The sequence below is a fragment of the Microbacterium sp. Z6_144 genome (assembly GCF_057197625.1).
In genome coordinates, this window is the sequence record NZ_JBXVPT010000003.1 from 41,665 (window position 1) to 67,188 (window position 25,524).

The following is a 25,524-nucleotide window of genomic DNA, read 5'->3' on the forward strand; positions in this document are numbered from 1 at the left end:
TTCAGTCCTTTCCAGGGGGCACGACGAAACCGTGCCGAGTGAGCTCGTAGCGGAAGGCGCGGTGCGGCTTCACGTCGTCGATGCCGCCCTGAGCCCAGGGGTGACACCGCGCGAGGCGCGCTGCTGCCAGAGCCGTGCCTTTGAGCAGTCCGTGCTGCTGGACGGCGCCGACCGCGTATGCCGAACATGAGGGATAGTACTTGCACACATCGCCGTATGCATGGGAGATCGTTGCGCGGTAGCCGTGCAGCAGCGCGAGACCGACGTTGCGAGGCACCAGAGGGACGGATGCCCAGACCCCCGCCGGGGTGAGCGTGCCGGATCCGACGAAAGCGACCGGGAGGGTGGAGGTGCTCACGCGACGGCCTTCCGCTCCAGGCACCGCACGACCTCGTCGCGGAGAGAAGCGAAATCGGCGGTGGCGGCGCTGGGCAGGGCCCGGATCACCACGTCCACATCCGAGCGGACGCCAGGCAGCGCCTCGGCGCAGACCGCCTTCAGCCGGCGGCGCACGGTATTGCGCACCACGGCCGACCCGACCTGCTTGCTGACGATGAACCCGAACCGGGCCACCGCGGAGTCACCGGAACGACCGACATAGGTCACGGTGTGCGCGGCGGCACAGCGATGACCCCGCCGGACGATGGCCTTGTAATCCGATCCGCGGGTGATTCGGTTCGGTCTGGCGAGCACCGCTGCGGGTCAGGCGGACAGCTCGGTGCGCCCCTTGGAGCGACGAGCGGAGAGGATGCCGCGACCTGCGCGGGTGCGCATGCGGGCACGGAAGCCGTGCTTCTTGGCGCGGCGACGGTTGTTCGGCTGGAACGTACGCTTGGTCATGAGGTCACTCCGGAGATGTTTTCCCCGGGGGCTCACCGGGGACGATGCGGGATCGGGACTGCCGAGAAGGCACAAGTCAACCGACTAAGGCTACGTCCGTCGGCGACATAACTCAAACCAGTCGGCGTGAAAGCGCACATTATCCCCACCCCCGCCGACGCAGGTGGCGGTGACACGCGGCCGGATCTACAGTGAAGTTTGCTCTCGGAACGGTCGCTGGCTAGCGTGTCTGGGTAGTTATCCACAGGCTCGGTACCTCGTATCCCGCCGATTCGGCGCACCGACCACCTCAGGGGGACCATGTCACAGTCCGATGTCACCGACGTCCCCATCTGGCCGGCCGTGCTGGAGCGCCTCCTCGAAGACGAGCGCGTCACGCCTCAGCTCCTGGGCTTCCTCAACCTCGTGGTTCCCAGCGGTGTCTACGCCGGCGTGCTGTACCTGGACGTACCCAACGACCTCACCGCAGCGCAGATCAACAAGCGCCTCCGGCTTCCCCTCATGGAGGCGCTCACCAAGGTGGATGCTCCGGAACCGGCCACCTCGTTCCGAGTGGCCGTGAACCCGGAACTGATCGATGCGCATCTGACCGCTCCCATGTCGGTGCAAACCGCCCCACCACCGGCCCAGGTCTCCCGGCCAGCCCCCGACGACGCGGGTGAAGCCGCGTCCCCGGCGTCACGGAGCGACACGCGACTGAACCCGAAGTACACGTTCGACAATTTCGTCATCGGGCAGTCGAACCGCTTCGCCCACGCGGCAGCGGTCGCCGTCGCCGAAGCACCAGCCAAGGCGTACAACCCGCTGTTCATCTACGGGAACTCGGGCCTGGGAAAGACGCACCTCCTCCACGCGATCGGCGACTATGCCGTCAGCATGTACGCGGGAATCCGCGTCCGGTACGTCTCCAGCGAAGAGTTCACGAACGACTTCATCAATTCGATCGTGAACAACCGGGGCTCGGCATTCCAGGCGCGGTATCGGGACGTCGACATCCTCCTCATCGATGACATCCAGTTCCTGCAAGGACGCGCCGAGACGCAGGAGGCGTTCTTCCACACGTTCAATACGCTGCATGACCACGACAAGCAGGTCGTGATCACCAGCGACGTACCACCCAAACACCTGACGGGCTTCGAAGATCGGATGCGGAGCCGCTTCGAGTGGGGTCTCATCACCGACGTGCAGGCACCCGACCTGGAGACCCGCATCGCGATCCTCCGGAAGAAGGCGCAAAGCGAGCGCCTGCAGATCCCGGACGAGGTTCTGGAGTACATCGCGACGGTGGTGTCGTCCAACATCCGCGAACTCGAGGGCGCCCTCATCCGCGTCTCGGCATTCGCCAGCCTCAATCGGTCGAACCTCGACATGTCGCTGGCTCAGACCGTCCTGCGAGACATCGTCGATCAGGATGACGCGAACATCGTGTCGCCGACCGACATCATCAGCGCCACCGCCCAGTACTTCAAGCTGTCGGTCGACGACCTCTACGGTTCCAGTCGGTCACAGGCCGTCGCCACGGCGCGACAGATCGCGATGTACCTGTGCCGCGAACGCACGAGCCTGTCGCTCCCCAAGATCGGGCAGCTCTTCGGCAACCGCGATCACACCACGGTGATGTACGCCTATAAGAAGATCAGCGAGCTCATGAAAGAGCGCCGCTCCATCTACAACCAGGTCTCCGAGATCACCACGCAGCTCGGCCGCTCGCGCTGATTCGGCGCGACTCGCCCGGTCCGTCCGCGTTCTTGACAGAGCCGGGCGGTGCCCTCATCATGCAGTTCTGCACAGTGTGGATAACCTGTGGATAACCGTGGACGACACGCCTGCGGTCATGTGAAAGTTTCGCTCCACCCTGTGGAGGACCGCGCCCGCCGCCGCCCTGCTGGGGAGAGTTGTCAGAGCTCGCTCCGCAGCCATCCCACATCTCACACCGGTGTAGTTCCCATTCCGCCATTGGGATCGCACGAGTTATCCACAGTTTCCACAGCTGTTAACAAGATGAAGAGAAAACCTTTGGAGAAACACATCCGATCACCTTTACCGGCGGGAGCGGGGCTTCCGGCCCGACGCGGCGCGGGCACTAGCATGGGTACGCCAGACCCGACTCCGAGGGAGCACCCGTGAAGTTTCACGTCAATCGCGATGTGTTCAGCGAAGCCGTGTCATTCGTCGTCAAGCTCCTCCCGCAGCGGAACCCGCAGCCGATCCTCGCCGGGGTGCTGATCGAGGCATCCGAAGCAGGTCTGTCTCTCGCGGCATTCGACTACGAAGCCTCGGCCCGCACGACGATCGAGGCCACCGTCGACGAGCCGGGCACCATCCTGGTCCACGGCCGCCTCCTGTCGGAGATCGCCAGCCGACTGCCGAACGCACCGATTCAGATCGTCGTCGATGACGACGGCGGCATCCTGCTCGCCTGCGGGTCCGCCCGCTTCACCCTGGCCTCGATGCCCGTTCAGGAATATCCTGCGATCCCCGAGGTGAGCGGTCAGTCGGGCCTCGTTCCCGCCGAGGACTTCGCCACGGCGATCTCGCAGGTCGCCTTCGCCGCCTCCCGCGACGATGTGACACCCGTCCTCACCGGCGTGCAGCTCGAGGTCACCGGTACGACGCTCAGCCTGGTCGCGACCGACCGTTATCGTGTGGCCCTCCGGGAGATCCCGTGGGATGGCGGGTCGGCCGCCGGCGACGAGCCGATCACCGCGCTGGTTCCCGCCCGCACCCTGCAGGAGGTCGGCAAGACCTTCGCGCACGGCGGCGACATCGCGATCGCCTTCTCCGGATCCGGTGACCGCGAGATCATCGCATTCACGGCGGGGAACAAGACCGTCACGTCGCTGCTGATCAAGGGCAACTTCCCCCCGGTGCGCCGGCTGTTCCCGGCGCAGACCGAGCACCACGCCGTCGTGAACACCGCTGATCTCGCCGAGGCCGTCCGTCGCGTCGCGCTCGTGCTCGATCGTTCGGCGCCGCTGCGATTCACCTTCGCCGCCGACGGCGTCTCGATGGATGCGTCGGGCACCGAGCAGGCGCGGGCGACAGAGTCCGTCGATGCGACCCTCGTCGGCGACGACGTCACTCTCGGGCTGAACCCGCAGTACCTGCTGGAATCGCTCGGCGCGGTCAAGAGCGAGTTCGCGCGGGTGACCTTCACCTCCAGCGAGAACGCCAACAAGCTCAGCCCCGTGCTGATCACGCCGCAGACCTCCGTCGACAAGGGCGGCGCGGAGTCGTTCAAGTACCTCCTGCAGCCCAACCTCCTCCTCCGCTGACTTCCGCAGAGTCTGGTTCCGGGTCGCTCCGGTTCGAACTCGCCCCGGGGGCCTGGCGGGGAGTGGATCCCTGCACGGACCCGCACGGGCGCAGGGGTGTCCCGTCGGGGAGGTTGGCATCCGGGGGTGGGGGTGAATGCGGCCGCGAAGCGCCCGCAGAGGGGACTGTCCTTCACAACCGGACACCCCGGAGCCTGGGGGACGAGCCCCCAACCCGCTTCCGGGGCGAGCTCCGGGAACGGATGGACACAGGTAAGACGTCGCTGGTCGGACTTAGGGTGGTCGCATGATCGTGGAGCAGCTCGGGCTCGTCGACTTCCGTAATTACGCGGTCGCCGATGTGTCGCTGCATCCCGGACCCAACGTCTTCGTCGGCCGGAATGGGCAGGGCAAGACGAATCTCGTCGAGGCCCTCGCCTATTTTGCGACGCTCGGGTCGCACCGGGTCTCCGCGGACGCCCCGATGGTGCGAGACGGGGCGGATGCGGCGATCGTGCGTGCGCGCCTCACCCACGGCGAGCGGCGGGTGCTCCTGGAGCTGCAGCTGAACCGCACAGGGTCGAACAAAGCCCGCGTCAACGGCGCTCCCGTGCGCACGGCGGAGCTCCCGCGGTACGCGCAGGTGGTGCTGTTCGCTCCCGAGGATCTGCAGATCGTCCGTGGCGACCCGTCGGGGCGGCGGCGGTTCGCCGATGCGCTGCTCATTCAGCGCACGCCCCGGCTCGCGGGGGTCCTCGCCGATTACGACCGGGTGCTCCGCCAGCGCACCGCGCTGCTGAAGTCGGCGCGCGCCCGCGGACTGCGCGGCGATGCCCTCTCGACCCTGGACGTGTGGGACGACAAGCTCGTCACCCTCGGTACCGAGGTCATCCGCGCGCGGCTGGCTCTCGCGGCCGATCTTTCCGCACCCGTGGCCGCCGCGTATGCCGCGATCGCGGGGGCCGATCATGAGCCGCGTCTGGATTGGGCTCTGTCGGTGCGGGGCGGCGATCCGGAGGAGGACGACTCGGACGCCGCGGATGCCGCCGACGCCGGGTCGATCGCCGAGCAGTTCCGCGCGGCCCTGGCGGCCCGGCGCTCGGCCGAACTCGAACGCGGGCTCACCCTCGTGGGCCCGCACCGCGACGACCTGATCCTGCGGGTGCGCGGTCTGCCGGTGAAGGGGTACGCATCGCACGGCGAGTCCTGGTCGGTGGCGCTCGCGCTCCGACTGGCTTCGGCCGAGCTGCTGCGCGCCGAATCCCAGCTCGGTGACCCCGTCCTCATCCTCGACGACGTGTTCGCCGAACTCGACGCGGGGAGGCGGGCACGCCTGGCCGATCTCGCCGCCGGCTACGAGCAGGTCATCGTCACCTCGGCGGTCGAGGAGGACGTTCCCGACGGACTGCGCGCGCGCATCGTGCGCGTAGAAGCCGGCCGCATCCTGGCGGACGTCGATGCCTGAGCCCGTCGGGGCGGAGGTGCCGGAGACCCTCGCGACATATCTGCGTCTCCGCGGACTGGAACCATCGAAGTATCGCCGGCGCCGCGTGACGCGGTCGGTGGTCGACGAGAGCCAGCCGTTCATGCGGGGCCGAGACCCGCACGGCGTCGGCGACGTCCTGGACTCACTGACCCGGGATGCCGGATGGGAGCCTCAGCTCGCGCGCGCCGACATCTCGCGCACGTGGGCGGAGGTGGCCGGTGAGGAGACCGCGCGGCACACTCGTCCCGTGGCCCTGGATGTCGGCCTCCTCACGGTGCAGGCGGACTCGACGGCATGGGCGAAGCAGCTCCAGTTCATGCGCGCGCAGGTGCTCTCCGAGATCATGCGCCGCTTCCCAGAGGCCGGGGTCGATGCGATCCGCTTCATCGGGCCGGACGTTCCCTCCTGGAAATGGGGTCCCAGAGCCATTCCAGGCCGTGGTCCGCGCGATACCTACGGCTGACCCACGTTCAGGGTTGGATCGAGAGATTTCATCGCGCCACAGCGGCGTACACGCATCTGAGACGCCCTCTGGTTGGTAGACTGGGAGAACACCTTCCCGACCACATGTGGAGCACGCGAAACCTATGACGTCCGTGAACCCCGAGAGCGTTCCCGAGGAAGCCGCATCCTCATCCGACAAGGTTCAGAACGACTACGGGGCCGACGACATCCAGGTGCTCGAGGGCCTGGAAGCGGTGCGCAAGCGCCCCGGCATGTACATCGGCTCCACCGGTGAGCGCGGTCTGCACCACCTCGTCTACGAGATCGTCGACAACTCCGTGGATGAGGCGCTCGCGGGGTACTGCGACACCATCACGGTGACGATCCTGCCCGACGGCGCCGTGCGCGTGGTCGACAACGGCCGCGGCATCCCGGTGGACATGCACCGCACTGAGCGGAAGTCCACCGTGGAAGTCGTCCTCACCGTGCTGCACGCCGGTGGGAAGTTCGGCGGCGGCGGATACGCGGTCTCCGGCGGGCTCCACGGTGTCGGCTCCTCCGTCGTCAACGCGCTGTCGTCCCGCCTGGACGTGGAGGTGCGGCGCCAGGGATTCGTGTGGCGGCAGTCGTACCGCGACGGCGGTGTCCCGCAGGCCCCCCTGGAGAAGGCCGAGCCGAGCGATGTCACCGGCACGACCATCACCTTCTGGCCGGACGAGTCGATCTTCGACACCGTCCACTTCGATTACGAGACGCTGCGCACCCGCTTCCAGCAGATGGCGTTCCTCAACAAGGGACTGCGCATCGAGCTGCGCGACGAGCGCCCGCAGTCGATTTCCGTCGAAGCCGGCGAAACCGGCGAGGAGATCCCGCACCACCCGCATGACACGTTCCTCTACGAGCGCGGGCTCGTGGACTACGTCGAGTACTTGAACAAGGTCCGTCGCTCCGATGTCGTCAACGACGTGATCATCGACTTCGAGACCGAAGACACCGATCGCAAGATCGCGCTCGAGATGGCGATGCAGTGGACGACGAGTTACACCGAGAACGTCTTCACGTTCGCGAACACGATCAACACGCATGAGGGTGGCACGCACGAGGAGGGCTTCCGCGCGGCGCTGACCACACTGGTCAACCGCTACGCGCGCGCCAACAACCTCCTGAAGGAGAAGGACGACAACCTCACGGGCGAGGATGTCCGCGAGGGCCTCACGGCCGTGATCTCGGTGAAGCTCTCCGAGCCGCAGTTCGAGGGCCAGACCAAGACCAAGCTCGGCAACACCGAGGCGAAGGCTTTCGTGCAGAAGGTGGTGGGAGACCAGCTCGGCGACTGGTTCGGCCGCAACCCGGCGCAGGCGAAGAACATCATCCGCAAGGCGATCGACGCGGCCAACGCCCGCCTCGCGGCCCGCAAGGCCCGCGAGACCGCACGACGCAAGAGCGTGTTCGAGTCGGCGGCCATGCCCGACAAGCTCAAGGACTGCACGAGCAAAGACCCCTCGATCAGCGAGATCTTCCTCGTCGAGGGTGACTCGGCCGGCGGCTCGGCCGTGCAGGGACGCGACCCGCACACGCAGGCGATCCTGGCGCTGCGCGGCAAGATCCTCAACGTCGAGCGGGCGCGGCTGGACCGCGCCCTCGGCAACAAAGAGGTCCAGGCGATGATCCAGGCCTTCGGCACGGGCATCGGCGAAGACTTCGACATCACCAAGGCGCGCTACCACAAGATCGTGCTGATGGCCGATGCCGACGTCGACGGCCAGCACATCACGACGCTGCTGCTCACGCTGCTGTTCCGCTACATGCGCGGGCTCATCGAGGCCGGGTACGTCTATCTCGCCCAGCCGCCGCTGTACCGCATCAAGTGGTCCAATCACGCCCACGAGTACGCGTACAGCGACCGTGAGCGCGACGCGCTGCTGGTCGCCGGGCAGGCCGAGGGCAAGCGCATCCCGAAGGACAACGCCATCCAGCGGTACAAGGGTCTCGGTGAGATGAACGACCACGAGCTGTGGGAGACCACGATGGACCCCCAGACCCGCACCCTCCGCCAGGTGACGATCGATGATGCGGCCTCGGCCGATGAGATCTTCTCGGTGCTCATGGGTGAAGACGTCGAATCCCGTCGTGGATTCATCCAGCGCAACGCGAAAGACGTGCGCTTCCTCGACATCTGAGCTCGCCGCCGACCTTACGAAGAACTGAGAAGACATGGCTGACGAAGAACGCCCCGCCACACCGGCCCACGAGCACGGCAAGATCGACCAGGTCGACCTGCAGCTGGAGATGCAGCGCAGTTACCTCGACTACGCGATGAGCGTGATCGTCGGGCGCGCGCTGCCCGATGTGCGCGACGGCCTGAAGCCCGTCCACCGCCGCGTGATCTACGGCATGTACGACGGCGGCTTCCGTCCCGACAAGTCGTTCTCCAAGTGCGCCCGCGTCGTCGGCGAGGTCATGGGGCACTACCACCCGCACGGTGACGCGCCGATCTACGACGCCCTCGTGCGCCTCGTGCAGCCGTGGTCGCTGCGCTACCCGCTCGCCCTCGGGCAGGGGAACTTCGGCTCGCCCGGCAACCAGGGCGCCGCTGCCCCGCGTTACACCGAGACGAAGATGGCTCCGCTCGCGCTCGAGATGGTGCGCGATATCGAAGAGGAGACCGTCGACTTCCAGGACAACTACGACGGGCAGACGCAGGAGCCGGTCGTGCTGCCTTCGCGTTTCCCGAACCTCCTGGTCAACGGCTCGGTCGGCATCGCGGTGGGAATGGCCACCAACATCCCGCCCCACAATCTCCGTGAGGTGGCCTCGGGCGCGGTGTGGGCGCTCGATCACCCGGATGCGACGCGCGAGGAGCTGTTCGAGGCTCTGACCGCCCGCATCCCCGGGCCCGACTTCCCCACGCACGCGCAGATCCTCGGCACCCGCGGCATCAAGGACGCCTACCGCACCGGGCGCGGCTCCATCACGATGCGCGCGGTCGTCAACGTCGAGGAGGTCCAGGGCCGGACGTGCCTGGTCATCACCGAGCTGCCGTACCAGGTCAACCCCGACAACGTCGCGGTGAAGATCAGTGACCTCGCCCGCGAGGGCAAGATCACCGGGATCGCCGACATCCGCGACGAGTCCTCCGGCCGCACCGGGCAGCGCCTCGTGATCGTGCTCAAGCGGGATGCTGTCGCCAAGGTCGTGCTGAACAACCTGTACAAGCACACGCAGCTGCAGGAGAACTTCGGCGCGAACATGCTCGCGATCGTCGACGGCGTGCCGCGGACGCTCCCGCTCGACGGGTTCATCTCGCTGTGGATCGAGCACCAGGTCGAGGTCATCGTGCGCCGCACGCGCTATCGCCTCCGCAAGGCCGAAGAGCGCATGCACATCCTGCGCGGTTACCTCAAGGCGCTCGATGCGCTCGACGAGGTCATCGCCCTCATCCGCCGCTCGCCCACGGTGCAGGAGGCCAACGCCGGCCTGCAGACCCTGCTGGAGATCGACGACGTACAGGCGCTGGCGATCCTCGACATGCAGCTGCGCCGCCTCGCGGCCCTCGAGCGCCAGAAGATCATGGACGAGGCCGCCGACCTCGAGGCCCGCATCGCGGACTACAACGACATCCTCGGCGACCCGACGCGCCAGCGGCGGATCATCCGCGATGAGCTCACCGTCATCGTCGACAAGTTCGGCGATGACCGCCGCACGGAGATCCTCGCCGGCTACGACGGCGATATGAGCGTGGAAGACCTCATCCCCGAGGAGGAGATGGTCGTCACGGTCACGCGGGACGGGTACATCAAGCGCACCCGCAGCGACAACTACCGCTCTCAGCACCGCGGGGGTCGTGGCGTCAAGGGCGCCCAGCTCCGCGCCGATGACGTGGTGGAGCACTTCTTCGTCACGACCACGCATCACTGGCTCCTGTTCTTCACGAACAAGGGCAGGGTCTACCGTGCCAAGGCCTACGAGGTTCCCGAGGCCGGCCGGGATGCCAAGGGCCAGCACGTCGCCAATCTGCTCGCCCTGCAGCCGGATGAGGAGATCGCGCAGATCCTCGACATCCGCGACTACGGGGTGGCCACCTACCTCACCCTCGCCACGCGGGGCGGTCTGGTGAAGAAGACGCGCCTCGTGGAATACGACACCAACCGCCAGGGCGGTGTGATCGCGATCAAGCTGCGCGAAGGCGACGAGCTCGTCAGCGCCCTCCTCGTCGACGACGGTGACGAGATCATGCTCATCAGCCGGCACGGGATGTCGCTGCGGTTCACCGCATCCGATGATTCCCTCCGCCCGATGGGCCGCTCCACCGAGGGCGTGAAGGGGATGTCCTTCCGCGCCGACGACAGCCTCCTGTCGGCATCGGTCGTGGGTGAGGGCGGATATGTCTTCGTCGTGACCGAGGGCGGGTACGCCAAGCGCACGGCGGTCGACCAGTACCGCGGGCAGAGCCGTGGCGGACTGGGCATCAAAGTCGCGCGTCTGAGCGATGATCGCGGCGATCTCGCGGGCGGTCTCATGGTCTCCGAGGAGGACGAGGTCCTGGTGGTTCTTGCCAGCGGCAAGGTGGTACGCTCCTCCGTGGCCGAGGTGCCTGCCAAGGGTCGCGACACCATGGGGGTCGTGTTCGCTCGAGCAGGAGAGGACGACCGCATCATCGCGATCGCCCGCAATAGCGAGCGGAGCCTGACAGAAACGCCGGAGGCTCTCGCCGCCGATGATGCCGCACCCGAAGCGGCCGCATCCGCCGCCTCCGACAGCCCCGAGGAGAGTACTGACGCATGAGCACGGTAGCCGACAAGCTCGCCAAGAAGTCGACCCATAAGACCGGTGCCAAGCAGGTGCGTCTGCGCCTGGTCTACATCGACTTCTGGTCGGCGCTCAAGCTCTCCTTCTTGGCCGCGGTGGCCATGGCGATCGTGACGGTGGTGTCGTTCTTCCTGATCTTCATGGTCGTGCAGACCACGGGTCTCATCGAGCGCGTCGACGAGTTCTTCACGAGCTTCTCCGACGGCGGCGTGTCGATCAGGGAGTTCGTCGGCCTGCCGCAGGTGATGGCGTTCGCCGCGATCGTCGCCATCCTGAACCTCGTCGTGGTGACCGTGCTCGGCGCGGTCGTGGCGGGGATCTACAACCTCGCGGTGAAGGTGACCGGCGGACTTCTCGTCGGATTCACCTCGAACTGACCGATTCGGATTTCACCGGGTGATCCGGTAAAGTCTTCGAGGTTGACGACATGTCGTCAGTCACGATTCGGGGCTATAGCTCAGGCGGTTAGAGCGCTTCACTGATAATGAAGAGGTCCCAGGTTCAAGTCCTGGTAGCCCCACCCTCAGTCCCGGGGCCTTAGCTCAGTTGGTAGAGCGCCTGCTTTGCAAGCAGGATGTCAGCGGTTCGAATCCGCTAGGCTCCACTCCGCTACAAACCCCGGGATGCAAGGCGTTCTGCGTCTCCTGAGACGAGCGAGGATGATCTGCTCGGCAGGGCGATCAGCGACAGCAGCGCCGTGAGCGCGGATGCACCGAGAACGATCCACATCACCGCCGATGTGCCGGACGCGCCGACGATCACGCCGGCCACGAGCGTACCGGCGCCGACTCCGAGAGTCATGGCACTGACGACCCAGGCGTTCGCCTCGGTGAGAGCAGCGGACGGGCTGAGCTGCGAGATGCGTTCGAAGACCTGACCCAGCGTCGGAGGGAGCATCAGCCCCGAGATTCCCGCGGCGACGACGTAGGCCCACGTCGGAAGCGCGCTGACGGCGAGCGGGAGATACCCGGCAGCAAGAAGGATGCCGCACAGGGTGAGCAGACGCTCGGGCGTGGAGCCGAGCGGTCGGATGCCGACGACGGTTGCGCCGATCAGAGCGCCGGCGGCGTTCACGGCGAGAATCCACCCGGCCAGTCCGGCCTCGGCTCGAGCCTCCTCGGAGGCGGTCGCAATGATCGTGAGCGCTCCGACGGGAACGCCGATGCCGAACGTGAATGCCGCGACCCGGGCAACGGCGGGCATGAGGATGGGCGATGGGACGCCGCTGTGTGCGGCGCCGTCGCCGCGCCGCTTCATCGAGGCAGCTCGTGGGGCGGGGTTGATGATGAAGGCGAGGGCACCGATCAGGCCGAGCCCGCCGGCGAACAGCAGGTTGCCGGTCGGGCCGAAGACGGCGATACCGGCGACGGTCAGCAGGGGGCCAATGATGAAGATGATCTCCTGGGCGCCGGCGTCCAAGCTGAAGGCTGCTTTCAGCGGGGGACCGGGGCTCACCAGCCGCGGCCACAGTGCACGAAGCGCCGGCTCGAGCGGCGGGGTGAAGATTCCCGCGGCTGCCGCAAGCACAACCGCCGCGACCGGCGCCGGGTCGAGCGTCAAGGCCATCCCGGTGAACGCCAGAAAGCTCAGGATGCCGCTGACGGCGAGAACCGCGACCTGGCCGAACCGGTCGATGAGCCTGCCGAGAAGCGGCTGTCCGACGGCGCCTGCGACGACGTAGACGGCCGTGATCAGGCCGGCAAAAGCGAAATCCCCGCTCGTCGAACGGACGAGCTGCACGATCGCGAGAGCCGCCATCGCGCCGGGGAGCCGCCCGAGGAGGGAGGTGAACAGCAGATACCCGGTATGCCGGGTCCGCAGCACGGACACCACCGGGTAGGAAGGGCTCGTCATACCGGCCAGTCTGCCGCGGGATCGTTGCTCCGCCGGTTTCGTTCTCCCACGTGTAACAGACGCCGCATCGGCGCGACACCCGGACGAAACAGGCCGTCCCTACGATGTGAACTAATCGGTTCACTTCCCGGGCATCGATCCGCTCCACCCGTACCCCCGGGATCTGGACGAGTTCTCTCGACCGAAACGGAGCCCGGATGTCCATCGCAGCGATCACCGCAGGCGTAGAGGTTTCGCCGTCCACCACCCCCGCGCGGACGGCGGTCTCCATCCGCGCGGCGGACAAGGTCTTCCGCCTCAGCCGTAAGCGTACGGTTCATGCGCTCGCCGCCATCGACATCGAGGTGAAGGAAGGCGAGTTCGTCGCCATCATCGGCCCCTCCGGGTGCGGGAAATCGACCGTGCTGCGCCTGGCCGCGGGGCTGGACACTCCGACCAGCGGCGAGGTCGAGATCTTCGGCGCCGATCCGCAGCAGCTGAGTCGCCAGCACCGGCTGGGGGTCGCGTTCCAAGAGCACGCGCTGCTGCCGTGGGCATCCGTGCGTGCCAACATCGCCCTGCCGTACAAGGTGGCCGGACGCCCCGTCGACGATGCCCGCGTGGATGGGCTCATCGAGCTCGTCGGCCTCTCCGGCTTCGAGAAGGCGCGGCCCAAGCAGCTGTCCGGTGGCATGCGCCAACGCGTGTCGATCGCGCGTGCGCTGGCGCTCAGCCCCGACCTCCTTCTGCTCGACGAGCCGTTCGGCGCGCTGGATGCCGTCACCCGCCGCCGCATGAATGCCGAACTGGCACGCATCTGGGGCGAGGAGCAGATCACCACGATTCTCGTGACGCATGACGTCGACGAGGCCCTGATCCTGGCCGATCGCGTCTTCGTGATGACCGGACGCCCCGGACAGGTGCGTGAGGTGAAGAACATCGACTTCCCTCGTCCCCGCGATGCCGCGACCACTCGGAGCCCGCACTTCCACGAACTCGTGGACGAGCTGACCGCTCTGCTGGACGCGAACGTAGCCGCCGCGTGACGAGGACCCCTTCGCTCGCACGGAGCGTGCTCTACGCCGTCAGCGGCGTGGTCATCCTCGTGCTGGGCGCAGAGCTGATCGGGCAGTTCGGACTGCTGGGCAGGGCGTGGCCGCCGCTGACCGACGTGTTGGCGTACGTGAGCCTGCCGGCCGGGGCGAGCCTGTTGTGGCGCAACAGCCTCGTGACGCTCACCGCCGCGGCGGAGGGTTTCCTTCTCGGCGTCACGGTGGCCGTGCTCGGTGCCGCCCTCGCCCTGGTGATCCCGGTCCTCCGGTCGGGTTTCGATCGCTTCGCCTCGATCCTTCACGCCGTGCCGACCATCGCGCTCGCCCCGCTGCTCATCACCACCGTCGGTCGCGACGACACTCCGATGGTGATCGCCGCACTGAGCGTCGGCTTCGTCCTGTTCGTCACGATGACGTCGGGGTTCGCGAACGTGCCACCGGCACAGCAGGACGTCTTCACGGTCTTCGGTGCCAGCCGCTGGCAGCGACTGGCACGCCTGGAGGTACCCCGAGCCGTGCCGGCGTTCTTCGACGGGCTCGCGCTCGCGGCCCCCGCCGCGATCCTCGGCGCCACGATCGGCGAATGGTTCGGCGCCCCCATGGGCCTGGGCCTCCTCCTGGTCAGTGCGATGCAGAACTTCCAGATGGCTCTGCTGTGGTCCGCCGCCCTCGCGGCGACGATCATGTCGCTCGCGGCCTACCTCGTCTTCGTGTACCTGCAACGCTTGGCCGTCAGGAGATTCGCATGAGCCGGCTGCGCTCGCTCGGTCTGGGCCTCCTCCACCTGTGGCCGATCGCACTCGTTCTCATCGCGTGGGACCTGTGGGTCGTGCTCAACGGCTTCACGTCCACCGTCGCCCCGCGGCCGTGGGGCGTGATCGCCGACATCGTGGGCCACTTCGACGCGTACGCACCCTCGACGGGCTACACGCTTCTGATGTCACTGGGAGGGCTCGTCGGTGGCACGGCCATCGGGTTCTTCGGCGCCATCGCGGTGTGGTGGTCGGCGGCCCTGTCCGGGGTGGTCACCCCGACGGCGCTCATCATCCGCTCCGTGCCCATCACCGCGCTGATCCCGATCATCGCCCGCATCGTCGGATACGGCGACCCGGCAGTGCTCACCTCGACCGCCCTCATCTGCTTCTTCCCCGCGTTCGTGTTCACCCTGTCGGGCCTGGCGTCGATCCCCGATGCCGGGCGCGACCTGTTCCGCGTGCTCGGCGCGAACAAGATGCAGCTGCTCGGGCGGCTCGGGCTGCTGCATGCGCTCCCCAGCCTCATGGTCGCCGTACGGATCACCGCCCCGAGCGCCGTGCTCGCCGCCATGCTGGCCGAATTCCTGATGGGCACCGAGGGACTCGGTGCCCTGTTCTCCCAGGCCCGCAGCTACATGGAGATGGACCGTGCGTGGGGAACGGCTGTGGTCGCGACCATCGTGTCGGTCACCGTCTTCGCCTTAGCGCGCGTCCTGGAGCGCCGGGTCGATGCCCGCGTGACCTGAAGACCTTCGTGCCCGCTCGCCCCGGGCGCGACCTCGCGCGCGGCTCGCCTCACCCGAGAGCAGCCGTCGTTCCACCCCTTGAAAGGAGTTCCATGTCACGCATCACCACACGCCGGAGCGCACGCGCAGCCGTCGTCGGGGTCGTCCTCACGGCAGCGCTGGGCCTTGCCGGCTGTGCCGGATCGGCCGGAGCCGGAACCAGCGAGGACGGTGAGGAGCTCACCACCATCCGTGTCTCGCTGGGATGGATCAACAACGTCGAGTGGGCGGGCTTCTGGATCGCCGACGACAAGGGCTACTACGAGGAGGAGGGGTTGGAGATCGAGTGGATCGGCGGCGGCCCGAACGCCCCGACCACCATGGCCACCGTGGCGGCCGGCGACGCCGACCTCGGGATCGTCCCCGGTACGCAGTCGTGGCTGATGAGCTTCGAGGCGGGTAACGACTGGACGGCGATCGGCGCCCTCTTCCAGGAGAGCCCCGGGGCCATCGTCTCCCTCGCGGACCACCCCGTGCGGACGGCCGAAGACCTCGTCGGGCAGACCGTGCTCGGGCAGGAGGGCACGCAGATCACCTACGACGCCATCTTCGCCCTCGCCGGCCTCGAGCCGGACTACGAGTTCATCCCCGTCGGGTTCGACATCGCGCCCCTCGTCGAGGGTCAGGGGGTGGCGTACACCGCGTATGCGACGAACCAGCCGATCATGCTCGAGGAGCAGTACGGCCTGTCCAAGGACGATTACGTCGTCAGCCTCTATGCCGATTTCGGGATGCCGCTGTACGGCAACGTCGTCTTCGGCGACTCCGCGTACGTCGAGGAGAACGGCGACCTCATGGAGAAGTTCCTGCGCGCGTCCGTGCGGGGCTGGGAGGAGAACGGTGACGACCCGGCCGTCGGGGCGACGCTCGCCGTCGAGAAGTACGGCGCCGACCTGGGCCTCGACCTGGTCCAGCAGACGAGGGAGAACGAGCTGCAGCAGCCCCTCGTCGTCGGGGAGTACGGCGACCCGCTGTTCTGGATGGACGCCGAGCTCATGCGCGACACCATGTACCCCGCCTTGGAGGCCGCCGGATTCGTCGGCATCCCGGACCCGGAGGAGTACATCGACATGAGCTACCTCGAGGCGGCCCTCGCCAGTCTCGAGTGAACGAGGTGGGGGACGCTCGCGTCCCCCACCTCTTCCCCCCACCTCTCTTCCCCCACAGCCCGACAAGGAGCCCGCGCCATGACCATGACCGCCGACAGCCCGACCGAGACCGGCGCGACCCGCGACCTGCTCGCCCTTCCCAAAGGGCACCTCCACCTGCATATGGAGGCGGCCATGCGCCCGGCGACTCTCATCGAGCTGGCGGCGCGCATGAATGTCCCGGTGCCGGAGACGACGATCTTCTCGGGGTTCACCGAGTTCTCGACGGTGTATCGCACGCTCCTGACCGTGATGAGCGATGCCGAGCATCTCGGTCTCCTCATCGACCAGATCTTCCAGGATCAGGCGGCGCAGGGGGTGGTCTATGTCGAGCTCGGAGTCGGTTCGACCTTCTACGCGCCGCTCTACGGCTCCGACGTCGCGGCGCTGGAGGCGATGGCGGGCTTCGCCGGCGCGGCGGCGGAGCATTACGGGATCTCGTTCGGCCTGATGGCCACGATCGACCGCACCGCAGGCTATGACCGGTCCATCGTCGTCGCCGAGGCTGCCGCGCAGATGGCCGGTCGCGGCGTGGTGTCTCTCGGACTCGCCGCCGACGAACGCGGTTTCCCGTGCGCCGACTTCGCCGACGCGTTCGCCATCGGGCGAGAGGCCGGCCTGCACGTGACGCCGCACGCCGGTGAGCTGGTCGGGCCGGAATCGGTGTGGGAGGCCATCGACGTGCTCGGTGCGACCAGGGTCCAGCACGGCGTGCGGGCGATCGAAGACCCGACGCTCGTGGCGGCGCTCGCTGAGCGCGGCATCCCCCTGGACGTGTGCCCCACCTCCAACCACCTGCTCGACGTCGTGGACGACATCCGGAACCACCCGCTGCCGCGTTTGCTGGAAACGGGGGTGCGGTGCTCGATCAACGCCGATGACCCGATCATCTTCGGCCCCGACATCCTCGCCGAGTACGAGCTGTGCCGCACCGTCCTCGGGTTGACCGACCAGCAGCTCGCCGCGTGCGCCTGGACCTCGATCGAGACCACGAGCGCTGCCGCCGACGTGAAGGCGGCGGCAAAGGCGCGCATCGACGCGTGGCTCGCATGACCGGGAAGACGCTGCGCTTCGGCGTCTTCGAGGTGATGGGCCCGCAGGTGGGTGGCACCTACAGCTGGCCGCATCCGCTCAGCGACAGCATCGACTACCTCGACCCGCAGCACTGGATCCGGATGGCGCGCGTGATCGAAGACGCCGGCTTCGACTTCCTCTTCTTCGCCGGCGGGTACGGATACCCGGTGATCGACGGCGACCTGTCGGACGTGTCGGTGGCCAAGGGGATCAACTTCTCCGGGCTCGACCCCGACTACATCCTCCCCCTGCTCGCCCAGCACACCGACCGCCTGGGCTTCGTCGTCACCCAGACGACGGGCGTAGACCACCCCGCCGCCCTCGCCCGGCGGTTCACCACACTCGACCACCTCACCGGCGGGCGCATCGGCTGGAACATCGTCACGGGTGCCTCGCAGAACGCCGTCGCCGAGGTGTTCGGCCACGACGCGATCGTTCCGCACGACACCCGGTACGCGATGGCGGCGGAGTACGTCGAGCTCGCCTCGCGCCTCTGGGAGGAGGGCTGGGACGACGACGCTCTCGTCGCCGATCGTGAGAGCGGGTTGTTCGCCCGCCGGGACGGCGTGCACCGCATCGTCTTCGAGGGCGAGCACTACCGCACCCGCGGGTATTTCGCCGCGCCGCCGTCGCCGCAGCGGACGCCCGTGCTCTTCCAGGCCGGCACCTCTCCGACGGGACGCGCCTTCGCCGCCGGCCACGCGGAGTGCGTGTTCGTGCAGGGCACCACTCCGGCGCGGACCGCTGCCGCCGTCGCCGACATCCGTCGTCTCACGGCAGAGGCGGGGCGGGAGCCCGAGTCGATCCTCCTCATGGCCGGGCTCACGGTCTTCGTCGCCGAGACGGAGGAGGAGGCCCGCGCGCTCGAGACGCAGTTCGACGGAATGCAGAGTGACGACGTGGTGGCGACCCTCTACGCCGGGAACACCGGCATCGACCTTCTCGCGCTCGACCCCGACCGGACGTTGCAGCAGGTGCTCGACGAGGGCGGGCCGGTCGGGCAGATGGGCACGAGCAACATCGAGCGGTTCCTCGGCGAGGATGCGCCCACCGTCCGGGAGATCCTCGACGAACTGCGCGGGCGTGGTACCCGTGGGTTCCGCCTCACCGGCGACCCGACGCAGGTCGCCGACGGCATCGAGGCGCTGGCCGCGCAGACCGGGCTGGACGGGTTCCTCATCGAGCCGGTCTTCCCCCCGCACGATCTGGCGGACTTCGGGCGACTCGTCATGCCGATCCTTGCCGAGCGAGGACGCGTTTCGGCGGGGCGCCCCGGCAACTCCCTCCGGGAGCGGCTCTCCGGGCGCCCGGGCGACCGGCTCGGTGTCGATCACCCGGTCCTCGGCCGGGTCCGCACCTGAGGCCCACCCGGAGAGGCGCACCTTAGGATGGGGCGCGTGGACGCGCCCTCGGAACGAGACCGCCTGTTGGGGCTGACCGTCGACCTCATCCTCCGCGAGGGGCTCATCGACCTCAGTCTCAGCGCGCTGGCCCGCAAGATCGGTTCGAACAACCGGATGCTCCTCTACTACTTCGGCTCGAAGCAGGAGCTGCTGGATGAGGCGTCGACGTGTGCCTTCGAGCAGTTCCCGCGGCTGCACGCTCTCTTCGACCGCCTGGCGCGGCCCGGGGACCTCGAGGCACGACTCGTGCAGGCCTGGCGCGACCTCTCGGATCCGGCCAACCACCCGTGGCTCCGCCTCTACTTCCAACGCTTCGGCATCGCGATGCGAGAGACCGGAAAATGGGATGTCTTCCTCGGTCGTCAAGGCTCCATGTGGTCGGATCAGGTCTCCGCGATCATGCGGTCGGAAGGCTACGACGCGGATGCGAGCAGACTGGCCGGACTTGAGGTCGTCGCGCTGTGGCGCGGGCTCCAGCTCCTCCTCCTGTCCGGGGCCGACCCCGGGGAGCTGACGGCGACGTACTCCTTCGCGGTGCGCGGCATGATCGACCGCCTCCAGGTCGTCGCGGTCGCGAGCCAGCGCGGCTGACCGCGGTCACCGCTCTTTCTTCTGCGTGTGACACGGGGGAAACAAACCCTCCCTAGGGTGTGAACTGTTCAGTTCATCGTTGGTTCACCTACTTTTGGGAGCGCTCATGTCGGAGCCGTGGAAGATCGGAATGTTCCAGTGCGCGGCACTGATGGGCGGGTGGAAGCTGCCGGAGAACACCTCGCCGGATTTCCTCGACATGAACCACTGGCTGACGATGGCGCGCCGCCTGGAAGAGGCAGGAGTGGACTTCATCTTCTTCGCCGACGACTACGGGTATCCGGTGGTCAATGATGCGATCCCGGCCGCCGCCATCCGCAGCGGCGTGCAGATCCCCAAGGCCGACCCCACCGTCATCCTGCCTGCGATGGCCGCGGTCACCGAGCGTCTGGGTTTCGTCACGACGCTGTCCACCACCGTGGAGATGCCGCCGATGGTCGCCCGGAAGATGGCGACCCTGGACCACCTCACCCGCGGCCGGATCGGATGGAACGTCGTCACCGGGGCAGGACAGAACGCATCGGCGCGCCTGTTCGGCATTCCGCTCACCGATCACGACCTGCGGTACGAGATCGCCGCCGACCACGTCGAACTGTCGCTGCGGCTCTGGGAGGGATGCTGGGACGATGACGCCGTGGTCCTGGACCGGGCGGCGGGCATCTATGCCGACCCGTCGAAGGTCCGCGAGATCGAGCATTCCGGGCCGCACTTCTCCGCCAAGGGGATCTTGAACGTGCCGCCCGGGCCGCAGCGCACGCCCACCCTCTTCCAGGCCGGAGCATCAGAACCCGGTCGCGACCTGGCGGCCCGGTATGCCGAAGGGGTGTTCCTGGCGGCAGAGGTGCCTGCCCTCGCCGCCCAGGTCGCCGACATCCGTCGTCGGGCGGAGGCATACGGGCGCGATCCGATGGCGATCAAGTTCATCGTCGCCGGCACGTTCGTCGTCGCCGAGACCACCCAGGAGGCGCACGAGCTCCAGACGCGCCGGCGGGCCGCCGTGTCGCTCGACGATGCCGCGGCCTCGTACGCGTTCTTCACGGGTCTGGATCTGTCCACCATGGACCCGGACAAGCCGATGGACCCCGCCGCCGTGCACACTCAGACCGGGCGGACCAACGTCGAACGCTTCCTCGGTCCGAACGCCCCCACGGTGCGGCAGATCCTGGAGGAGTTCCAACGGAACAGCGTCATGGGGGCTCCGCTGGTCGGAGACCCGGCCTCCGTGGTCGACCAGGCGGAAGAGGTTCTGGCCGCCACCGGTGCCGATGGCTTCGCCGTGCAGCCCGACCACACCGGCGGGTTCGACACGTTCCTCGACCTGGTCATGCCGGAGCTGCGTTCGCGCGGGCACGTGCGAACCGATGCCCCCGCGATGACACTGCGAGAGCGGCTGTCCGGCACCGACGACCCGCACCTTGCGCCCACGCATCCCGGCGCCGCCTTCCGATCCGTCCCCGCGTTCGTCTGACGCGCCATCCCCACCCCGAGAGGAGAAGCCGTGACCAAGAAGCTGAGCATCGGTATGTTCCAAGGCGGAGGGGTGCGCGGCACCTGGCGCATCCCCGGCCGGGAGCTCGAGCGGAATTTCACGGATCTCAGCTACTGGACCGACCTCGCCCGAGCGTGCGAGGAGGCCGGCGCCGACTTTCTCTTCCTCGCCGACTCCTACGGCTATCCCACCCTTCACGGCGGCATCGTCCCCACCGCCATCGAGAAGAACGTGCAATTCTCGAGCGTCGATTCGCAGATGCTGATGTCGGCGATGGCGGCGGTGACGGAGAAGCTGGGCCTGGTCACCACCGTGTCGACGACCGTGGAGAAACCGCCCGTCGTCACGCGTCAGTACCGGACCCTCGACCACCTTTCCCGAGGCCGCATCGGGTGGAACATCGTGACGGGTTCCGCCCAGGCGGGATCCGCCCTGCTGTTCGGTGAGCCGCTGATCCCGCATGACGAGCGTTACGCCCGTGCCGATGACCACGTCGAGCTGTCGCTGAAGTTCTGGGAGGGATGCTGGGACGACGACGCGCTCATCAAGGACGGGACGAGCGGCACGTGGGCAGACCCGGACAAGGTGCACGAGATCGTTCACGACGGCCCCTACTTCTCAGCGAAGGGTGTGCTCGTCACGCCGCCGAGCCCGCAGGTCACCCCCACCCTGTTCCAGGCCGGGGCGTCCGAGGCCGGCCGGGCGCTCGCCGCGAAGTATGCCGAGGCCGTCTTCCTCGCGGCGGAGTCCAAGGCGCTCGCTGCGCAGATCGAGGACATCCGTCGCCGTGCCGAGGAGAACGGGCGCGGGCGGGAGGCGGTGAAGTGCCTGATCGCCGGCACGTTCCGCATCGCCGAATCCCGCGAGGCCGCACGCGCCGAGCATCAGGAGCAGATCGATCGGATCACCCTCGACCAGGCTGCGACCATGTACGCGTACTTCACGGGGGTGGACCTTCTCTCCCTGGACCGTGACAAGCCGATCCCCGCCAGCGCCGCCGACAGCGACAACGGGCGCACCAACATCGAGCGCTTCCTCGGGCCGGACGCTCCGACGGTGCGGGAGATCCTGGAGGAGTTCCGCGCCAACGGCGTCATGGGCACGCCGTTCCTCGGCACCGCGGAGGAGGCGGTAGACCAGGCTGTGGCGATGATCGAGGAGACCGGAGCCGACGGCTTCCTGGTTCAGCCGGAAGTCGACGGGTCGCACGACATGTTCTTCCGCCACGTGATGCCGGAGTTGCGGCGGCGTGGACTGCTGAAGGACGAGCTCCCCGGGACCACGCTTCGCGAGCACCTGTTCGGTGAGGGACACACCCGCCTCCCGGAGACGCATCCGGGGGCTCGTTTCCGCTCCGCGGCGTTGTCCGCCGCCGTCTGAGGTGGCTGGGCGGCGCCGCCCAGCTCTAGGCTTTCGCCTTATGGACATGAGGGTCGCCGCGTACGCCGTGATCGCGGATGCGGAGGGCCGGGTGCTGCTCGCGCATTGGAACGAGGGGCGTCACCCGGCGTGGACGCTCCCCGGGGGCGGGCTCGAGCCGGGCGAGGACCCCGAACACGCCGCCCGCCGAGAGGTGCGGGAGGAGACGGGCTTCCGTGTCACCGTCGAGGACCTGCTCGGGGTGCACTCGCGGGTCATTCCAGCCGCCGACCGGATCGCCGACGATGCCACGGGCCCCCTGCATACGCTGCGGATCGTCTACCGCGCGCACGTGACGGGCGGGCGACTGCAATCCGAGATCGGCGGGTCCACCGACCGCGCGGCGTGGTTCTCGCTCCCGCAGATCACGGAGCTTCCCCGCGTGAAACTGGTCGATATCGGACTGCGCATGGCGGGTCTGATCGACTGATCGCGCGTCAACCGGCGGGGGCGTCTCCGGTGATGTCGGCCACCGTGGCGCCATAGGCCGCGATGAGGGCGTCGGCCTGCACGAAGAGACTGTAGCCGTGGGCGCCCGCCCCCATGCCGATGCGGCGCCCCACGATCCGCTCATCGGCGTAGACCGGCCAGTCCGTCGTACTGCCGATGGGAACGATGGTGCCCCGCTCGTAGCCCGTGGCCGCCAGTGCCCGCTCGGGGTCGGGAAGCTGCAACCGGTTCACGCCGACGACCGCGCGGAGTTTCGGCCACGAGATCGCCCGATCGCCAGGCACGAGCGCGAAGAGGTACGTGTCGTCGGACCGTTTGACCACCAGGGTCTTCACGATGTCGCGGGGAGTGACGCCCAGGAGTCCCGCCGCTTCGGCGAGCCCCGACGCCGGGGGGCGCTCGATGACCTCGATCTCGAGCCCCCGCTCGGCGGCGGCGGCACGTACCCGGGCGGTGGGGTCTTCGCTCACGCGTCCGGCGCGCGCAGCGGGTCGTCCGCGACCCAGAGCTCGTCGTCGGCGCGCAGCGTCTGCCAGGCGGCGTACACGACGCCGGCGGCGGCAGCGACGCCGAGCACGATGGCGACGACACCCCCGGCACCGATACCGGAGCGCTTCGGCGGGGCGAACTTGGCCGACATCGCCTTGGTGGCCCGCTGGCTGTACTTGTCGGCCTTCTTCGCGTAGGTCTTCGGGTCGGGCAGCGCCAGGCCGTGTCCTGAGGACAGACGCGTGCGGGTGTCGTTCGCGGCATCCCACACCGACATGGCCGATCCGACGACGGCGCCGGCGGCGGGTACCACCGTGTCGGTCAGCAGGTGCCGGGACAACTGCACGCCCTTGCCGACGTACGGCGCCGCGTACCTGCCGTAGCTCTGCTGCACGGCGGGGACGACCTGCTCGCGGCCGTAGTGGCTGATCTGGCGCCCGGCCTCGCGGGCGACGTTCGCGCTCTGGCCCAGCAGGACCTGCTGCGATTCCCACAGCTTGGTCGCCTGCTCTTGGAGCTTGCGGAGTTCTTTCTTACGCTTGCGGCTGACGCTCACGGTGGTGCCCTCCCGATCGATGGGGACGTATCCGCCCATCTTGCCAGACGCGGCCTCCGCCGGACGGAGGGGCTTGCAGATAACTCTGCGAGAATGTACCCATGCCTTCCCATAGCGCCGTCGCCACCATCCACACCAACCAGGGCGACATCGTCGTCAATTTGTTCGGGGACCAGGCCCCCCGCACCGTGCAGAACTTCATCGGGCTCTCCGATGGGTCGCAGGCGTGGACGCATCCCGCCACCGGTCAGCCCGGCGAAGGGCCGCTGTACTCGGACGTCATCTTCCACCGCATCATCCCGGGCTTCATGATCCAGGGCGGCGACCCGCTGGGTCAGGGTGTGGGCGGACCGGGCTACAACTTCAACGACGAGATCAGCCCCGAGCTCGACTTCAACGCCCCGTACAAGCTGGCGATGGCCAATGCCGGGATGCGGCGCAATGCCATCACCGGCGACCTCGAGGGCACCAACGGCTCGCAGTTCTTCATCACCACCGACCCGACGCCGTGGCTCCAGGGCAAGCACACGATCTTCGGTGAGGTCGCCGACGATGCGTCCCGCGCCGTCGTGGATGCGATCGCCGCGGTGCCGACGGCTGCGGGCGACCGCCCGATCGAGCCGGTGGTCATCTCCTCGATCGACGTCGTCCCGGCCTGACTCGAGGATCCCGGCGGTGACCACGGACGAATTCCGCCGCAACCGCGACAACTTCTGCTATCGGCATCCAGATCGGCAGAGCTTCGTGCTCTGCCAGCGGTGTCTGCGCACCATCTGCGCGGAGTGTCAGACGCAGGCCGCGGTCGGGGTCATCTGCCCGGAGTGCCTGGCCGAGCAGCGCGCCGCGGCGACGCCCGCGCAGCGCAAGGCGGAGCGACGCTGGTCGCGACCGGTCGCGATGACGGCTGGGTCCGGTCGCCCGGTGGTGACCTACTCGATCATCGCCCTCACGGCATTCGTGTACGTCGTGACGCTCATTCCGGGCGTCGGCGGCGTCGTGGACGGCTTCCTGTCGTTCTTCGCGCCGGCGCTCTATCCACAGGTGAGCGGGTACTTCCAGCCGTGGCGCGTGCTGACGGTCGCGCTCGTCCATGACGGGTTCTGGCACGTCGGTCTCAACATGCTGGCGCTGTGGTTCATCGGCCGCAGCCTGGAGCCTCTCCTGGGCGCCGCCCGCTTCCTCCTGCTCTACCTGCTGAGCGCTGCCGGGGGGTCACTCGCGGTCGCCCTTCTGGCCCCCAACGTGGCGGTGGTCGGAGCATCCGGGGCGATCTTCGGTCTGTTCGGCGCGCTCCTGGTCATCGGCCGCCACATCGGCGCCAACATCAGGGTTATCGCGATCCTCATCGCCGTGAACTTCGCGCTGCCGTTCGTTCTCGCGCTCGTCTCCGCGGTCGGGACGGGCTCGTTCGGCAGTGCCCTCGCGTCCATCCAGATCTCGTGGCAATCGCACCTGGGCGGACTGATCGTGGGGGCTGCGGTGGGGCTCATCTACGCCCGGACGCGCGTCCGGAGCCAACGCCGATTGCAGGTCGGCCTGATGGTCGCCCTGACCGTGGTGCTGGCCGGGCTTTTCGCGCTGCCGCCTGTGCTCTACGCGTGACGAAGACGAAAGTTATCCACAGGGTTATTCACACGTGTGGACGAA

25 protein-coding genes and 2 tRNA genes are annotated in these 25,524 nt (G+C 68.0%); 21 read left to right on the forward strand and 6 right to left on the reverse strand.

The features are described from left to right. Position 1: 1 nt before the first annotated feature. From yidD to rpmH, 3 genes are read right to left on the reverse strand one after another with little or no spacing between them, the layout of a single operon-like run. Complete coding sequence (gene yidD / locus AC2DGY_RS15495; RefSeq protein WP_484510665.1) at positions 2 to 358, reverse strand: membrane protein insertion efficiency factor YidD; 357 nt, start codon at positions 356 to 358, stop codon at positions 2 to 4. After that, positions 355 to 693 carry a ribonuclease P protein component gene (gene rnpA, locus AC2DGY_RS15500; RefSeq protein ID WP_484510666.1) on the reverse strand — a complete coding sequence of 113 codons (339 nt, stop codon included), beginning with the start codon at positions 691 to 693 and terminating at the stop codon, positions 355 to 357. The genes yidD and rnpA overlap by 4 nt, the downstream gene beginning before the upstream one ends. Positions 694 to 702: 9 nt before the next feature. Continuing rightward, positions 703 to 840 carry a 50S ribosomal protein L34 gene (gene rpmH, locus AC2DGY_RS15505; RefSeq protein ID WP_484510667.1) on the reverse strand — a complete coding sequence of 46 codons (138 nt, stop codon included), beginning with the start codon at positions 838 to 840 and terminating at the stop codon, positions 703 to 705. A gap of 300 nt (positions 841 to 1,140) precedes the next feature. On the opposite strand from rpmH, the gene dnaA reads away from it, so the two are divergent. The 9 genes from dnaA (at position 1,141) to AC2DGY_RS15550 (ending at position 11,437) form a co-directional block, all read left to right on the forward strand. Beyond that, positions 1,141 to 2,556, forward strand: coding sequence for a chromosomal replication initiator protein DnaA (dnaA, locus tag AC2DGY_RS15510; RefSeq protein WP_484510668.1), 1,416 nt, complete (start codon positions 1,141 to 1,143; stop codon positions 2,554 to 2,556). A gap of 407 nt (positions 2,557 to 2,963) precedes the next feature. After that, positions 2,964 to 4,115 (forward strand): DNA polymerase III subunit beta, encoded by a 1,152-nt coding sequence (gene dnaN / locus AC2DGY_RS15515; protein ID WP_484510669.1) that lies wholly within the window; start codon positions 2,964 to 2,966, stop codon positions 4,113 to 4,115. 286 nt (positions 4,116 to 4,401) lie between these two features. Further along, the gene (gene recF / locus AC2DGY_RS15520) at positions 4,402 to 5,559 is read left to right on the forward strand and encodes a DNA replication/repair protein RecF (RefSeq protein WP_484510670.1); all 1,158 of its coding nucleotides are present in this window, start codon (positions 4,402 to 4,404) and stop codon (positions 5,557 to 5,559) included. After that, positions 5,552 to 6,043 carry a DciA family protein gene (locus AC2DGY_RS15525; protein WP_484510671.1) on the forward strand — a complete coding sequence of 164 codons (492 nt, stop codon included), beginning with the start codon at positions 5,552 to 5,554 and terminating at the stop codon, positions 6,041 to 6,043. Before recF ends, AC2DGY_RS15525 begins: the two co-directional genes overlap by 8 nt. 124 nt (positions 6,044 to 6,167) lie before the next feature. Continuing rightward, complete coding sequence (gyrB, locus tag AC2DGY_RS15530; protein WP_484510672.1) at positions 6,168 to 8,204, forward strand: DNA topoisomerase (ATP-hydrolyzing) subunit B; 2,037 nt, start codon at positions 6,168 to 6,170, stop codon at positions 8,202 to 8,204. Between the two features lie 34 nt (positions 8,205 to 8,238). Beyond that, complete coding sequence (gene gyrA / locus AC2DGY_RS15535) at positions 8,239 to 10,809, forward strand: DNA gyrase subunit A (RefSeq protein ID WP_484510673.1); 2,571 nt, start codon at positions 8,239 to 8,241, stop codon at positions 10,807 to 10,809. Continuing rightward, a complete protein-coding gene (locus AC2DGY_RS15540; RefSeq protein WP_484510674.1) occupies positions 10,806 to 11,210 on the forward strand; it encodes a DUF3566 domain-containing protein in 405 nt (134 codons plus the stop codon). Before gyrA ends, AC2DGY_RS15540 begins: the two co-directional genes overlap by 4 nt. Before the next feature lie 69 nt (positions 11,211 to 11,279). Then, positions 11,280 to 11,353: transfer RNA gene (locus AC2DGY_RS15545), tRNA-Ile, on the forward strand. Between the two features lie 11 nt (positions 11,354 to 11,364). After that, positions 11,365 to 11,437, forward strand: a tRNA-Ala gene (locus AC2DGY_RS15550). A gap of 5 nt (positions 11,438 to 11,442) precedes the next feature. Here AC2DGY_RS15550 and AC2DGY_RS15555 read toward each other — a convergent pair. Next, the gene (locus AC2DGY_RS15555) at positions 11,443 to 12,687 is read right to left on the reverse strand and encodes an MFS transporter (RefSeq protein WP_484510675.1); all 1,245 of its coding nucleotides are present in this window, start codon (positions 12,685 to 12,687) and stop codon (positions 11,443 to 11,445) included. Between the two features lie 197 nt (positions 12,688 to 12,884). Here AC2DGY_RS15555 and AC2DGY_RS15560 point away from each other — a divergent pair, with 197 nt between their 5' ends. The 10 genes from AC2DGY_RS15560 to AC2DGY_RS15605 all read left to right on the forward strand — a co-directional run bounded on the left by AC2DGY_RS15560 (position 12,885) and on the right by AC2DGY_RS15605 (position 22,812). Next, on the forward strand, positions 12,885 to 13,712 hold the full coding sequence (locus AC2DGY_RS15560) for an ABC transporter ATP-binding protein (protein ID WP_484510676.1): 828 nt from the start codon (positions 12,885 to 12,887) through the stop codon (positions 13,710 to 13,712). Further along, on the forward strand, positions 13,709 to 14,467 hold the full coding sequence (locus AC2DGY_RS15565) for an ABC transporter permease (RefSeq protein WP_484510677.1): 759 nt from the start codon (positions 13,709 to 13,711) through the stop codon (positions 14,465 to 14,467). Before AC2DGY_RS15560 ends, AC2DGY_RS15565 begins: the two co-directional genes overlap by 4 nt. After that, the gene (locus tag AC2DGY_RS15570) at positions 14,464 to 15,219 is read left to right on the forward strand and encodes an ABC transporter permease (RefSeq protein WP_484510678.1); all 756 of its coding nucleotides are present in this window, start codon (positions 14,464 to 14,466) and stop codon (positions 15,217 to 15,219) included. The genes AC2DGY_RS15565 and AC2DGY_RS15570 overlap by 4 nt, the downstream gene beginning before the upstream one ends. 92 nt (positions 15,220 to 15,311) lie before the next feature. Further along, positions 15,312 to 16,367, forward strand: coding sequence for an ABC transporter substrate-binding protein (locus AC2DGY_RS15575; RefSeq protein WP_484510679.1), 1,056 nt, complete (start codon positions 15,312 to 15,314; stop codon positions 16,365 to 16,367). A gap of 78 nt (positions 16,368 to 16,445) precedes the next feature. Next, positions 16,446 to 17,459: an adenosine deaminase gene (gene add / locus AC2DGY_RS15580; RefSeq protein WP_484510680.1), complete on the forward strand. Its 1,014-nt coding sequence runs from the start codon at positions 16,446 to 16,448 to the stop codon at positions 17,457 to 17,459. Continuing rightward, positions 17,456 to 18,841: an NtaA/DmoA family FMN-dependent monooxygenase gene (locus AC2DGY_RS15585; RefSeq protein ID WP_484510681.1), complete on the forward strand. Its 1,386-nt coding sequence runs from the start codon at positions 17,456 to 17,458 to the stop codon at positions 18,839 to 18,841. The genes add and AC2DGY_RS15585 overlap by 4 nt, the downstream gene beginning before the upstream one ends. Before the next feature lie 36 nt (positions 18,842 to 18,877). Continuing rightward, positions 18,878 to 19,474, forward strand: coding sequence for a TetR/AcrR family transcriptional regulator (locus AC2DGY_RS15590; protein ID WP_484510682.1), 597 nt, complete (start codon positions 18,878 to 18,880; stop codon positions 19,472 to 19,474). Positions 19,475 to 19,580: 106 nt separating this feature from the next. Next, on the forward strand, positions 19,581 to 20,942 hold the full coding sequence (locus AC2DGY_RS15595) for an NtaA/DmoA family FMN-dependent monooxygenase (RefSeq protein ID WP_484510683.1): 1,362 nt from the start codon (positions 19,581 to 19,583) through the stop codon (positions 20,940 to 20,942). Positions 20,943 to 20,972: 30 nt separating this feature from the next. Then, complete coding sequence (locus AC2DGY_RS15600) at positions 20,973 to 22,343, forward strand: NtaA/DmoA family FMN-dependent monooxygenase (RefSeq protein ID WP_484510684.1); 1,371 nt, start codon at positions 20,973 to 20,975, stop codon at positions 22,341 to 22,343. A gap of 40 nt (positions 22,344 to 22,383) precedes the next feature. After that, the gene (locus tag AC2DGY_RS15605) at positions 22,384 to 22,812 is read left to right on the forward strand and encodes an NUDIX hydrolase (RefSeq protein ID WP_484510685.1); all 429 of its coding nucleotides are present in this window, start codon (positions 22,384 to 22,386) and stop codon (positions 22,810 to 22,812) included. 7 nt (positions 22,813 to 22,819) lie between these two features. Here the strand turns inward: AC2DGY_RS15605 and AC2DGY_RS15610 are convergent, their stop codons facing one another. Beyond that, entirely contained in the window at positions 22,820 to 23,302 is a 483-nt protein-coding gene (locus AC2DGY_RS15610; RefSeq protein WP_484510686.1) for an aminoacyl-tRNA deacylase, read from the reverse strand. Further along, complete coding sequence (locus AC2DGY_RS15615) at positions 23,299 to 23,877, reverse strand: DNA helicase (RefSeq protein ID WP_484510763.1); 579 nt, start codon at positions 23,875 to 23,877, stop codon at positions 23,299 to 23,301. Before AC2DGY_RS15615 ends, AC2DGY_RS15610 begins: the two co-directional genes overlap by 4 nt. 101 nt (positions 23,878 to 23,978) lie before the next feature. On the opposite strand from AC2DGY_RS15615, the gene AC2DGY_RS15620 reads away from it, so the two are divergent. Both AC2DGY_RS15620 and AC2DGY_RS15625 read left to right on the forward strand, forming a co-directional pair. Next, positions 23,979 to 24,536, forward strand: coding sequence for a peptidylprolyl isomerase (locus AC2DGY_RS15620; protein WP_484510687.1), 558 nt, complete (start codon positions 23,979 to 23,981; stop codon positions 24,534 to 24,536). 16 nt (positions 24,537 to 24,552) lie between these two features. Then, positions 24,553 to 25,479 (forward strand): rhomboid family intramembrane serine protease, encoded by a 927-nt coding sequence (locus AC2DGY_RS15625; RefSeq protein WP_484510688.1) that lies wholly within the window; start codon positions 24,553 to 24,555, stop codon positions 25,477 to 25,479. The last annotated feature ends 45 nt before the right edge of the window (positions 25,480 to 25,524 follow it).

Coding starts and splice junctions, on each gene's coding strand:
- AC2DGY_RS15570 (WP_484510678.1), top strand. CDS start 14,464: ATGAGCCGGCTGCGCTCGCTCGGTCTGGGCCTCCTCCACCTGTGGCCG.
- AC2DGY_RS15620 (WP_484510687.1), top strand. CDS start 23,979: ATGCCTTCCCATAGCGCCGTCGCCACCATCCACACCAACCAGGGCGAC.
- gyrB (WP_484510672.1), top strand. CDS start 6,168: ATGACGTCCGTGAACCCCGAGAGCGTTCCCGAGGAAGCCGCATCCTCA.
- AC2DGY_RS15560 (WP_484510676.1), top strand. CDS start 12,885: ATGTCCATCGCAGCGATCACCGCAGGCGTAGAGGTTTCGCCGTCCACC.
- dnaA (WP_484510668.1), top strand. CDS start 1,141: ATGTCACAGTCCGATGTCACCGACGTCCCCATCTGGCCGGCCGTGCTG.
- AC2DGY_RS15605 (WP_484510685.1), top strand. CDS start 22,384: ATGGACATGAGGGTCGCCGCGTACGCCGTGATCGCGGATGCGGAGGGC.
- AC2DGY_RS15525 (WP_484510671.1), top strand. CDS start 5,552: ATGCCTGAGCCCGTCGGGGCGGAGGTGCCGGAGACCCTCGCGACATAT.
- add (WP_484510680.1), top strand. CDS start 16,446: ATGACCATGACCGCCGACAGCCCGACCGAGACCGGCGCGACCCGCGAC.
- rpmH (WP_484510667.1), bottom strand. CDS start 840: ATGACCAAGCGTACGTTCCAGCCGAACAACCGTCGCCGCGCCAAGAAG.
- AC2DGY_RS15595 (WP_484510683.1), top strand. CDS start 19,581: ATGTCGGAGCCGTGGAAGATCGGAATGTTCCAGTGCGCGGCACTGATG.
- AC2DGY_RS15575 (WP_484510679.1), top strand. CDS start 15,312: ATGTCACGCATCACCACACGCCGGAGCGCACGCGCAGCCGTCGTCGGG.
- gyrA (WP_484510673.1), top strand. CDS start 8,239: ATGGCTGACGAAGAACGCCCCGCCACACCGGCCCACGAGCACGGCAAG.
- AC2DGY_RS15540 (WP_484510674.1), top strand. CDS start 10,806: ATGAGCACGGTAGCCGACAAGCTCGCCAAGAAGTCGACCCATAAGACC.
- AC2DGY_RS15555 (WP_484510675.1), bottom strand. CDS start 12,687: ATGACGAGCCCTTCCTACCCGGTGGTGTCCGTGCTGCGGACCCGGCAT.
- AC2DGY_RS15585 (WP_484510681.1), top strand. CDS start 17,456: ATGACCGGGAAGACGCTGCGCTTCGGCGTCTTCGAGGTGATGGGCCCG.
- recF (WP_484510670.1), top strand. CDS start 4,402: ATGATCGTGGAGCAGCTCGGGCTCGTCGACTTCCGTAATTACGCGGTC.